This is a genomic window from Maridesulfovibrio pacificus (SeqCode), assembly GCF_048612815.1.
Lineage (GTDB): Bacteria > Desulfobacterota > Desulfovibrionia > Desulfovibrionales > Desulfovibrionaceae > Maridesulfovibrio > Maridesulfovibrio pacificus.
Genome location: NZ_JBLZNE010000002.1, coordinates 180,236 through 191,605 on the forward strand (window position 1 = coordinate 180,236; position 11,370 = coordinate 191,605).

Sequence of the window (11,370 nt, forward strand, 5' to 3'; positions counted from 1 at the left end):
AGGTATATCTCAGGTTATCAACATCCGGTAATCCATGCCCTGCCCTTTATTAATTTCTAATGAAAATCCCTCCTGTTAATTGGCTTGGGGTAATATTTGGAAATGATGTGTCCCGAGAATTATATTTCCTGCAGCCATACCGCTGAGACCTAACATCCTGACGGCGGGAGATATGGATTGAAAACACATGATCATACAACTGACTATACATATTGCTAACCCTGCAATTTGAATCTTTTCCATGTATAGCCCTGCGTTTTTGACGCAGTTATCACTATCCCGGGCAGGAAATTCAAACCAGATTCTATTCCAGATAAACGCGAAAATAACGGTTATTGTGGCCCCCCATGCCATGTGCAGAGGGAACGAGTACCACGGCATGGGGAGCGGGAGTATTGCCGGTATGGCTGCAGTAGCGGCTGCAGGTGGGTGGTCGGCATCAAATATCTGCATGAATACAGCCGCCAGCATGACGGAAAGTCCAAGTTTCAAGGGAATTATGAATTCAGAACCCGGGGCAATATAATTTCCTATCCAGACCCCGGCCAATCCGCAGATTGAGGCTACCGTATGTCCTACAATTACGGACTTTGGACGTGCAACACGCAAAAAGACACAGGTAGTATTTATAAAACATGTTGCGGCAAGAGGAGGATAAAGGACATTGATTCCTGTTTTACGGGTGAGAACAGCTATAAGCCACAACAGTAATCCCCCACCAAGAGATCCCCAGACAATACGGGTCAGCGAGACAACTCCCGGACGGTATAATTCTTTTGAAAATTCTTCACGGCATGGTTTGGATAATCTGAACTGAACCGAAGTTGATCTGAAATGCATCTGTTACCCCAGGGATATCATTACGAATTAGTCATGACAGGAAGCCGGATGGTTGCACAGCCGCCCCCGGCTATAAATAGTCGGAAAGACCGGGGGCGGCTGTGTAGGCCATCGAGGCTACAGGCAAACGTTATTGCAAATTGGACTATGACCGCCAGCAGACATTAGATCTGGCTTCATCAAAATCCCTGAGGATCATTGCGGCTACTTTTGCAGGATCGGGATCAACGTTCATGCAGGAGCCGAGCAATTCCTTTGTGCCGCTATAAAGGAATTCTTCAACTTTTCGAGAGCCGTGCACAGGGGCATGAACGCAGTGGTAGGAGTCGAAACCGAGCATGCGATAGGCGAGGGCTGCCCCAACACCTTTTTCATTGGACCATTCCGGGGTCACTTCAGCAAAGGGCAGATCTTTCAAATGGCGTCCGGTATATTTTGCGATTTCCCTGAACACTGCCACCGAATGGGCGTTGTCTATACATTCGCCAAAATGCCATACCGGAGGCATCTTGGGGCCAAGGAATTTAAGCAACTTGTCGCCACACTTCTCCTGTCCTTTACTGGAGCAATATCCCAGTTTAGCCATGGGGAAAGAAGCACATCCGTTGGTGAAAACCAGTACGTTGTTTTTCAACAGGATATCGACGATATCCACAATGGCCTTCTCAAATACGATTCTGGTGTTTGTGCATCCGGCGAGGTTGATGATTCCCTTAATCTTTCCTTCAATCAGGGCTGAGGCAATTGTTGAAAGTGAACCATAACGGGCCTTGAGTGTTTCAAGGTTAAATCCTACTTCTGCCTCAATAGCGTGTCCGGGAATATGCCTCTTTACATCGCGACGATTCTTGAAGCTTTCAATTGCACGGGTAACAATGCGCTCAGCCAGTTCAGGAAGTTTATCCAGATCTGAAAGGTCCCGCTTATAACCAATATGCTCTGCTCCGGGCAAACGGTTCGATTCGTTAGTGGTTACAACTACAGTCTTGTAGCAGTTAGCCACATCCATAATACCCGGAAAGACTTCCTGAATATCAGCCAGCCAAAGATCAAGAGCTCCTGTTGCGAGAACAAGCTCCGATCCGTTAGCATTGGAAAGGGGGATTACTCCTCCAAGCCTGTACAGGGACGACAACCCTGAACAACAGATACCGTAAAATTGTATACCGGTTGCTCCCGCTTCTTTTGCCATTTGAATAAACTTTTCACTACGGGCGGTCTTTATCACTTCCATTGCCATCTGAGGAGCATGGCCATGAACAGCAATATTTACAGAATGGGTCTGCAATGCTCCAAGATTAGCTTTAACTGTTGTACGTTGCGGAACGCCGTATAGACAATCACTTGCAATAGAACCACCGACAACACTGTTCATTGAGAATGCTACGCCGAGACGCATGAATTGGTCCATGGCTTTACGCCAGTCTCCCTGAGTACCCACTGTGGTCTGGTGCAATGCTTCAAAGACTTCATGGTATGAACCTATAGGAAGTAAATCGAGATCTTCCCAGACTCGTTTTCGTTCGTACGTGGCTACAGCATCAAGTGTCTTATGGGTTCCGGGGACTGCTCGACTTAAATCTTCCAGAAGAATATCTGCGATTTGTCCGGCCAGTTCTTCGATCGAACTGTTCTTAACATCAAGATCGAACATATCAGCAACAGCTTTAACTTTATTCACACCTTCAATAGGAAGGTTCACATCACCCTCTGCGGCTTTTTTCAGAGTAAGAATAATTTCCCGAGCACGAGCACCATGTGCGGCAACGCCACCCGCAGCAGACCTGACCAGATTACGGGCAACAATAAGATCAGCATCAGCCCCGCAGGTTCCTCGCGGAGATCGTTCGGTAATTTTACAGGGCCCCAGAGAGCATATTTTGCAACACACACCTGCCAGCCCGAAGGTACAGTGAGGCTTCTGTTTATCAAAACGATCAAAACAATTTTCGACCCCCTGTTCATCCATATATTTAACCATGTCCCGTACAGCCGGATCAGGAGCCTGCTCCATTACATCCTGTTTGCTGGCAAAGGACTGACGGTATTCTTTGACTGCATTTTTGTAGTCCGTAAAATCGTTATGGTTATGATGATGGTGCCCGTGACTATGATCATGCTTATGTGCGTGGTCTTCTTTTCCCATTTTGCATTCCTCAATGGCTATTTCACCTCTAGGAGGCACTTTGAGTAACACAAACCAATTATTGCTATTACTAGAAGATTCCCCGAAGGCGTTGAATAGAATTATTTTATTCAGCCATTAGGCAAGAGCTGTGCCTACGAGGCAAAGGGACATAACTCACTGAAATTATATCTTATTTATTTTTGCAACCTATACTTCAGCAACTATTTTTCGTTTATAAAACGTAATTTCGTGTGATGACAATAAAATTTCGTTGTAATTGAGACTTAAAGCAACTGCTGGAAATTTGATTAATCGGGCCTGTGACCCTTTGATTCAGAGTGGCCTTCAAAAAGTGTTTTACTCACGATTTCCCCAAACGAAAAAAGGACTCACGATTTTCAGCGTGAGTCCTTAAAAAAATATCGAGAGGAACTGCGGAGAAGTGACTTCCCTCCCCCTTGGACTTCGTCCAAGTGACAAGTATTGTACCCTAGAAAAATTAATTAAACCTATAAATAAAATACACTTTGTTCTTTAATCACTCATTATCCTCTGCAGGAAGCTTGTCAAAAACGGTGATAGTCTCTAATCCTGCATCCCAATTGGCCTTGTTTGCGTAAAAGATGTGTCCATCGGGTCTAATCGGAACATCACTATCAAGGCTTCCCGCTGGAACGACGAGCAGAGTTCCAGCCATCTGAATATTTGGCAGAGCTGAACCGCAATTAGTGCAAAAACTTTTGATGTGTCCTTCCAGATCAAACACCCGGACATATTCTTCTCCTGACAGCCACCTCAACTCGGCCGTAGAAGAAAATAAATTGGCAGCATGAGCCGACCCTGAATCCTTCCTGCACCGCTCGCAATGGCAAAGATAAAAATTCTCAAAGTCGCCTTCAACTTCAAAAGACACTTTGCCGCAAAGACATGTTCCCTTATGTTCCATCGAGCACTCTCACTATTAAGCTTTTGCCATTTTTAGTTGCTTTTCATTTACCAAAAGACAATAATTACTATTACATTTAAGAATATCAGCTGTACACCCAAAAAATCCACCCCCCAAAAACAATTACTATTTACAACAAAGAATCATGAAAAAAACAATCTTACTGTTAGCAATATTCATTATTCATACAGCGTTTGCTTGGGCGGAAGTTGGTATAGTGAAAGAATCTTTCACTGATTCCAATAGAGACCGCTCAATTAACACCTATATCTGGTACCCCTGTGAAAGAGGAAAGACCGAAAAATTCGCGGACAATCCTGTATTTGAAGGTTTCAACGCCGTAAGAAACGGCACGATCAAAGAGGGAAACTATCCGCTTTATATCATTTTACATGGTACAACGGGTAACTGGCGTAACCTTTCGTGGCTTGCGGCACGCCTTGCGGAGGACGGTGCCATTGCTGTAGCTGCTAATCATCCAGGCTACACCTCGGGCAATGCAACTGCTGCCTCAGTAATAAGGGTCTGGGATCAACCCAAAGATGCTACCTTTATGCTAGGGGAAATACTTAAGTCACGATTCAAGAGCCATATTGACCAATCCAGAATAGTTGCTGTTGGTTATTCTCTTGGCGGATACAGCGCACTTGCTTTGGCTGGAGCACGACTGGATATGCATCGTTATCTTGAATTTTGCGCTTCACATGACGATAAAGCATGTCGCTACTTCAAGCCGACTTTTTCCAAACTGGACCAGGCCTTTTACAAAAACTCTGCAATGGATTTACAGGATACACGCTTTACTGCCGCCGTTGCAATAGCCCCAGGTTTCATGGAATCCTTCACCCAAAAATCATTGAAAGCAATCGCAATACCAACATTGATCATTGGTGCCAGCTTAGATAAAAACGTTCCTCCCAAAACCCACTTGCTGCCACAGCAAGTAAATTTCTCAAAAACGACTCACTATAAAGAGATCGCAGACGCAACTCACTTCAGTTTTATGCAGGTGTGTAAAGCAGGCGGAATAGATATACTGAAAGAAGAAGATGTTGCATTTGTATGTATGGACGGGGAGAAGACTCTACGACGTGATCTCCATCAAAAACTGTACAACCTTATCATTACAATGCCTTTGCTGAAAAAAGAGTAAACATGATGAAATCAATACGACTTGTTGTAACAATTCTGCTGGCAGCTTCAGTAGCCAACTTATCACTCATGATTCCCGGAGGGAACATTGAAACACGTGAGTTTACGGAATACTCTCCCATCGTGCTCGCCTGCTTCAACATCTTTCTGACTTCCCTAGGTTTCGGAAGCCTTGCAGTATGCTATTTTGTGTACAAACAGGATAAATGGTATGTCATTTCGGCAATACTTGGCGCCGCGTATATGGCTGTATACTTGCTTGACCTTGGGCATATCTTTCCGGTTTCTCTCAATCCGATGCCACCTACACTTGCCAAGCTGGAATGGATTGGTCTCGTATTAGGTGGAACTCTGACCGCAGCAGCAATTTTAGCCCTTCACGGCAGGAAACAAGAATCGGTCAGCTTTCAAAAACCAAAACTGCCATTAATGGTTAAAATCATCCTGACAATCCTTGCTGCCCTTATTGTTATATATGCAACAATATCTGCAATGGGCCACCACCCACTTTAGAAATAGTAATTTAAACAGTACCATCTAAAAAAGGGCTTACGATGAAGATCGTAAGCCCTAGAAATTTCTGGTGGAGCTGGAGGTATTGAACCCTAGGTCTCTTGAATGCCATTTGAACGGCAGCAGGTTGGTCATGAAATCAAATTTGGTGCCAGAGGATTGCGGGCCTATCTATAGGTCAATACTCCCATTCTTGATATTCCTTGTTCTCTGTTTTCATTACTTCATACAACCAGACCATGCGATCCAAATACCAACTCTTACCAAGATATGTCAGTGCGCCTCCAAGAACTACACCCCAAATTGAATAACAGATAATTGCCCATATTGATAACACAATACCAGTAAAAGAAATCAATTTCAGAATACTATACAATGGTGTTTTATGGCTATCAGGGATCTCAACATTATCTCGGTTAAGATAAACTCTTTCCCCAAGTACTGCTTTGGATGCCCAATTTTTGGTTGATCTTGGTTTACTAAAAAAAACTGGATTAAAAAACATCCATAGCAAGGACACTATTCCAGGGAGCAAACACCACCATCCAATCCATACTCGACTCCAAAACGCCATCACAATCAATGGAAGAACTGAATATCTTGTCCATACACTCCATGGATTGGAATGTTTCATCCAATTTGCATCCGTCAATCGAAATACTTTTGCTATCCTTCTTTCCAGAGTCATTGGCCCTTCTCATAATAAGTGAACAACTAAATCGCCTTTCATGAGCGCAATGAACGACCAGCCAGCGCACCGTCATGTTGGGAACGATCTCTCAAGAAAACCACCCTCCAACAACCCAATATCATTTGTATATTATAATGTATATCTCCAAAAAAATCAGAAGTAAAATCTTATAATCCTTTAAAATTTTTTAGTGAAGCTGGACGATTGAACCCACGATCCTTTTGAATGCTGTTCTTGAAGGCACCATTCTTCACGACATGACGTTCTCCCGTAATCTGGGTCCAAACACAGGATAAATTTTCCGGCAAATGGAAAAACAAAACCAGCCCTTCTTCCCGGACTTTTTCTGGCAAGAAGCTCTGGACCGAAGTGCAGCCTCCAATGTCTAGAGCTAGTACCTTCACGACTGAACCTTCCATATACGAGGAAAGCCTCAGCGCAAAAAGCTCGGGGCTTTGTTTGTTGCCATGACGAAGACATTGCATTGGATGTTATGGCAAAGAACCAAGGTCAGGACAGCACGTCACCATTAGCAAGTCAGGATCTGGACACAGAATAAACCGATCAGACAACAATTTCTGACAGGCCTTAAAGTTACTATTCCGAGAACTAAGGCTATCAACTGCGACATGTCTTATCCGCAAGAATTCTAAATAGCGGCCATGACGTTTACCGACTTCCTTGGCGGAGTAAAGACAAAAGCCGGACTACAGACTAGGCACATGGCCTACACGATGACACAAGGCGTATTCCAAGTGTTCAGAAGAAGGCTCACTCTTCACGATGCAATCCGCTTTTCGAACATGCCTCCCTCTGAGGGACGCCTTCATCAAGTCCATCCTAGAATGACCTTCCTTCAATTTCATTTGCATATTCCACGAAAAAAGGCTTAGAAGCATAACCTTCTAAACCTTTGAAATATATAATGTAGCTGGAGAAAATTGAACCCTAGACCTCTTGAATACATGTAGGGGGATCTAATCAGTATAGCGCAGTTAGCACGCTAAATTTATTACCGTACATCACGAAGAGACTGCTGCTCATAATCATTTTCCAGCACAACATCTTCTTCAATTCGTTCCTGATCATCTTGCTTTTTCGCCAACTTGCGCTGCCTCTTTTCTTCCTTTTTTTTCTTCTTAGCCAACTCTTTCTGGCGTTTTGCAAATGAATAATTCGGCTTTGCCATGGCGATCTCCTGTTTTGTTGTGAGAGAAATGAATACTTGGTAACCACCCCTCAGTACGAGGGGCAGTTTATATATCCTGCTACGATGCAGAAAAAACTACCAACGCGGACGTTCCGCCCGTGGCTTGGCTTCGTTGACTGTGAGAGGGAGTGACATAGCCACAGAGTTTGACACCGGCGTTGATGCGACGGCCAAACGAAAATATGTAAGGGCTATAAAAGCCTTGGGAAAAAGTAAGACAAACGACAACGCGTGACAGCGGGCGAGCCCGGATATTCCGGGTGATATTTGGAAGGATCTGGTACGGGGGGAGTAAATCTAAAGCATACGTGGAACGTATGTTGCCCAAGTGGGGGCCAAGAAGTAATCGTGCGTCCAGTCACGCTGAGTTGGTTAGACTCAGCCATTCGCAGCAAGAAGTAAAGCTTTTTATTTTTTAACTATATAGTCAATAAAAACAAAAAAAGAGATTATCCAAAACTGGATAACCTCTTGAAATATCTGGTGGAGCTGGAGGGAATTGAACCCACGGCCTCTTGAATGCCATTCAAGCGCTCTCCCAACTGAGCTACAGCCCCACTTGCGTTGGGTGAAGAAGTGTTTATAGAATCCGGCACCGACTGTCAACACTATTTATCAAATTTAACATAAAAATATCAGGACATACCAGCCCCGCTTACACTTTCAGGACCTTTAACGGGAATACTGATCACAAATCGAGTCCACTCCCCCGGCTCCGAGAAGACTTCCATCGAACCTCCATGCTGCTTGACGACAATAAAATATGACACTGACAATCCAAGTCCTGTTCCTTTTCCGGGCCCTTTAGTGGAGAAAAACGGCTCAAATACTCTCTTGCGAGCTTCCTCAGACAGCCCCGGCCCATTGTCTTCCACCTCAGTAACACTCATATTGTCTCTAATGTAGCTCCTAATAATCAACCGGGGGGCATCATCAATATATTCCTTATCAGCCATAGCGTGGGCAGAATTCTTGAGTAGATTGAAAAACACCTGCTGAATCTGATTGCTGTAACAGACCACGTTACCGTTGGAATCTGAATACTCTCTGATTATATCGATCTTTTTGAAATCATAATTCTTTTTTAGATCATAATCATTGCTGACCAGCTTGATTGTCCTGTCCATTAAATCCGTAACTTTGTTGCTGACGAGCGCCTTCTCACTTTGACGGCTAAAACTGAGCATATCCTTAACAATATCAGCAGCCCGTTTCCCTGATTCGTAAATAGATTCAACCATCTTGTCACAATCACGAGCCTGTGCGTAGCTGACAATTTTCTCAAATGAAGTGCCGCACTCTTCAGCAATTTTAATATTCATTGGATTTTCCTTGAGCAACCTGTTCCGCAGATTCTGGCACGACCCTACAATAGCGGCCAACGGGTTGTTGATCTCATGGGCCATACCTGCTGCGAGCCCTCCCAGAGACATCATCTTTTCATTTTGGATAATAAATTCTTCAGCTCTTTTCTGGCTGGTCATATCCCTGAATTCAAGAACCTGAACCACACGGCCCTTGTAAGGTATATTTCTGGACTCAAGCCGGACCGGATACTCAACCCCACATTTACGCATGGCTTTGGCCTCATAGGAAGCCTCGACTTCATTGCGAATATTATCCTGAACAAAATGGCGTGAAGTCTCAGATATCAATTGCAAAATATCCATCCCCACAAGCTTATCAACATCAAAACCGGAGATTTCAGCCAAGCCCTGATTACAATCCAAAATCATACCCTGCTCATGGATGGCTATCCCACCGAAAGAAGCATTATGCAGGGCCCGGAAACGTTCTTCACTACATAAAAGAGCTTCTTCTGACTCTTTCCTGATCTGCACTTCGTGCTCCAGCTCTTCAAGCATGCGTTGCAGATTGCGGGTCATTGAATCAAAAGCCAACGACAACTCTTTGATCTCCTTGAAACCACTGACCGAAATTCCGGGATAAAAACCATCATCCTTGATATTAAGTGCGGCCTCAGTCAAGAGCTTAACCGGGTGAGTAACCCTTCGAACATTTCGAACGGTAGCAACGAAGACCAAAGCTGCGGTAAGTAAAGTCGCGAGCAGAGCTACGCCAGCAGAGCGGATTGCAGGAACCAATGCAGTTTTAACCTCCCGCTCAGCCACAACCCTGTATGTAAGGCCTCCAAGTTTTAAGTCTGCACTTGCTCCAATCACCCACTTCCCGTCAAAATCTTTCCTTATCCTACCCCCGTCCTTTAGAGACAGGCTTCTTTTGGCAAGAACAACCGAAGGGTTGGGGTGGGCCAAAACATTTCCATCCTCAGCTACGAGAAAAACATTTTCTCCATCCCGATAATTCTGGTCCACAGCATTCTTCCAGACGATATCCAGCCTGAATTGAGCCAAAAGAACAATCTCCAACCGACCTGTCATCCTGTCCCTTAGCGGTACACCCACCAACATCAATGACTCTCTAAAATTAGGATCATCGTGCACAGGTCCGTAATGGACCTGTCCGGTCCCGATTACCTTCTTATAAATTTGAAAATCAACAGGATCCAACGGCTCCGATCCGTCATAAACCATATTTGAGGAAACTCTTGCCTTAATCCCACCTGTCTCATCAAGTATCATTATGGAATATATGAAGGGCCTTCGAGAGATCATCTCCTGCGCGACATCACGCATTCCCTGATCCGAAAGGGTTCCGAAATCCCTGTACTGATTCAAACTGAAGAGTTTATCTTCCAACATGGAAAAATACTGTCGCAAATCATTAGCAACATATCGGGCCATAACCTTCTCCTGCCGCAAGGAAGCATCAATCTGACCGCTGGCAATCCAGACAGTCAGCATTATGCCCAGCAGGATAAGCGGGACAAGCGCAAGCACCATATATGAACGGAAGAGAATAGAATAAAGAGATCTCATTATATCCCTGATTATCTGACGATATTCTTAGCCTGACGCAAAATGGAATCACTGATTTTTACGCCGATGGCTTTAGCGGTTTTGAGGTTAATAAACAGGTAATCTTCAGATGTTTCTACCGGAAGAGAAGAAACCGGAGCACCTGAAAAAATCATGTGAGCCATTCGTGCACTCTGTTTGCCTATCTCATATCCATTGAAGCCATACCCGGTAAGTGCACCGTCTTCCACCTGCTTGAAACGCGAGGTTGAAAGAGGCAATTTGCGTTCAAGGCAAACGGTAACAAAATCATTAATCCGCGACATGACCAGCCCTTCTCTGGGCAAAAGGACAGCATCCACATCCGCAGGTACATATTCTATATCACTAAGGAGGTCAGTTTCCCGATAAAAAGGCTTCTTAACCAAAGTAACACCTACCTTGGGAGCAGCCTCTTCAAGCATCTTCACGCTTGCAGCCGCACTCTTGTCCCCAAGGCTATAAGGTATAAAGACTTTGGTTACAGCAGGAACAACATCCTTCAAATACTGCAACCTGCGTCCATCACTGCCAGAGAGTCGAACTCCGGTAATATTGCCTTCCGGTGCACGTATATTCTTCACTATGCCAGCGGCAACAGGATCATTAACGGGCGCAAAAAGAACCGGAAGTCTTGTTCCCTGTGTAATTTGTTTTGCCACTATGGCCGCCGGGGTAGGAGAAGCAAAAATTAAATCAGGCTCATTTTCAAGCAGCGTGTGCATGTAACTGCCAAGGTCCTTTTTAGAAGAGACAGGACCTGCGAAATCAAATTCTATATTTTCACCTTCAATATAACCGAGTTCTCTCAAGCCGTCCTTAAAGCCCTGCAATGTGGATAGATTGTTTCTGGTAAACTGCAGGACGCCGACCCTATATAATTTTTCATCTGCCCTGAACGGCAACAATAGATAGATTGCTATGGTAAATAAAAGCAGTAACCCTACTGCGCCCAAAACACTTTTCCTCATA

The 11,370-nt window shown here is 44.5% G+C and carries 10 protein-coding genes and 1 tRNA gene; 3 read left to right on the forward strand and 8 right to left on the reverse strand.

The annotated features are described in order from the left end of the window. Positions 1-75: 75 nt before the first annotated feature. The 3 genes from ACNI23_RS18265 to ACNI23_RS18275 all read right to left on the reverse strand — a co-directional run bounded on the left by ACNI23_RS18265 (position 76) and on the right by ACNI23_RS18275 (position 3,914). Positions 76-840 (reverse strand): HPP family protein, encoded by a 765-nt coding sequence (locus tag ACNI23_RS18265; protein ID WP_420250704.1) that lies wholly within the window; start codon positions 838-840, stop codon positions 76-78. Between the two features lie 145 nt (positions 841-985). Beyond that, entirely contained in the window at positions 986-2,986 is a 2,001-nt protein-coding gene (locus tag ACNI23_RS18270; protein WP_420250705.1) for a hypothetical protein, read from the reverse strand. A 520-nt stretch (positions 2,987-3,506) separates the two neighbouring features. Further along, entirely contained in the window at positions 3,507-3,914 is a 408-nt protein-coding gene (locus ACNI23_RS18275) for a GFA family protein (protein WP_420250706.1), read from the reverse strand. A 145-nt stretch (positions 3,915-4,059) separates the two neighbouring features. On the opposite strand from ACNI23_RS18275, the gene ACNI23_RS18280 reads away from it, so the two are divergent. Further along, complete coding sequence (locus tag ACNI23_RS18280; protein ID WP_420250707.1) at positions 4,060-5,067, forward strand: alpha/beta hydrolase family protein; 1,008 nt, start codon at positions 4,060-4,062, stop codon at positions 5,065-5,067. 2 nt (positions 5,068-5,069) lie between these two features. Beyond that, positions 5,070-5,579: a DUF8051 family protein gene (locus tag ACNI23_RS18285; RefSeq protein ID WP_420250708.1), complete on the forward strand. Its 510-nt coding sequence runs from the start codon at positions 5,070-5,072 to the stop codon at positions 5,577-5,579. A 178-nt stretch (positions 5,580-5,757) separates the two neighbouring features. On the opposite strand, the gene ACNI23_RS18290 is transcribed toward ACNI23_RS18285, so the two are convergent. Next, a complete protein-coding gene (locus tag ACNI23_RS18290) occupies positions 5,758-6,267 on the reverse strand; it encodes a DUF6653 family protein (protein WP_420250709.1) in 510 nt (169 codons plus the stop codon). Positions 6,268-6,932: 665 nt separating this feature from the next. Between ACNI23_RS18290 and ACNI23_RS18295 the strand changes: the two genes are divergently transcribed. Further along, a complete protein-coding gene (locus tag ACNI23_RS18295; protein ID WP_420250710.1) occupies positions 6,933-7,163 on the forward strand; it encodes a DUF2267 domain-containing protein in 231 nt (76 codons plus the stop codon). Between the two features lie 119 nt (positions 7,164-7,282). Here ACNI23_RS18295 and ACNI23_RS18300 read toward each other — a convergent pair whose 3' ends face one another. The 4 genes from ACNI23_RS18300 to ACNI23_RS18315 all read right to left on the reverse strand — a co-directional run bounded on the left by ACNI23_RS18300 (position 7,283) and on the right by ACNI23_RS18315 (position 11,369). Further along, complete coding sequence (locus ACNI23_RS18300; protein ID WP_420250711.1) at positions 7,283-7,459, reverse strand: hypothetical protein; 177 nt, start codon at positions 7,457-7,459, stop codon at positions 7,283-7,285. A gap of 502 nt (positions 7,460-7,961) precedes the next feature. Further along, positions 7,962-8,037 (reverse strand) — tRNA-Ala (locus tag ACNI23_RS18305). Between the two features lie 78 nt (positions 8,038-8,115). Further along, positions 8,116-10,380 carry an ATP-binding protein gene (locus tag ACNI23_RS18310; RefSeq protein WP_420250712.1) on the reverse strand — a complete coding sequence of 755 codons (2,265 nt, stop codon included), beginning with the start codon at positions 10,378-10,380 and terminating at the stop codon, positions 8,116-8,118. A gap of 11 nt (positions 10,381-10,391) precedes the next feature. After that, the gene (locus ACNI23_RS18315; RefSeq protein WP_420250713.1) at positions 10,392-11,369 is read right to left on the reverse strand and encodes an ABC transporter substrate-binding protein; all 978 of its coding nucleotides are present in this window, start codon (positions 11,367-11,369) and stop codon (positions 10,392-10,394) included. Position 11,370: the final 1 nt, after the last annotated feature.

Coding starts and splice junctions, on each gene's coding strand:
- ACNI23_RS18265 (WP_420250704.1), bottom strand. CDS start 840: ATGCATTTCAGATCAACTTCGGTTCAGTTCAGATTATCCAAACCATGC.
- ACNI23_RS18270 (WP_420250705.1), bottom strand. CDS start 2,986: ATGGGAAAAGAAGACCACGCACATAAGCATGATCATAGTCACGGGCAC.
- ACNI23_RS18275 (WP_420250706.1), bottom strand. CDS start 3,914: ATGGAACATAAGGGAACATGTCTTTGCGGCAAAGTGTCTTTTGAAGTT.
- ACNI23_RS18280 (WP_420250707.1), top strand. CDS start 4,060: ATGAAAAAAACAATCTTACTGTTAGCAATATTCATTATTCATACAGCG.
- ACNI23_RS18285 (WP_420250708.1), top strand. CDS start 5,070: ATGATGAAATCAATACGACTTGTTGTAACAATTCTGCTGGCAGCTTCA.
- ACNI23_RS18290 (WP_420250709.1), bottom strand. CDS start 6,267: ATGACTCTGGAAAGAAGGATAGCAAAAGTATTTCGATTGACGGATGCA.
- ACNI23_RS18295 (WP_420250710.1), top strand. CDS start 6,933: ATGACGTTTACCGACTTCCTTGGCGGAGTAAAGACAAAAGCCGGACTA.
- ACNI23_RS18300 (WP_420250711.1), bottom strand. CDS start 7,459: ATGGCAAAGCCGAATTATTCATTTGCAAAACGCCAGAAAGAGTTGGCT.
- ACNI23_RS18310 (WP_420250712.1), bottom strand. CDS start 10,380: ATGAGATCTCTTTATTCTATTCTCTTCCGTTCATATATGGTGCTTGCG.
- ACNI23_RS18315 (WP_420250713.1), bottom strand. CDS start 11,369: ATGAGGAAAAGTGTTTTGGGCGCAGTAGGGTTACTGCTTTTATTTACC.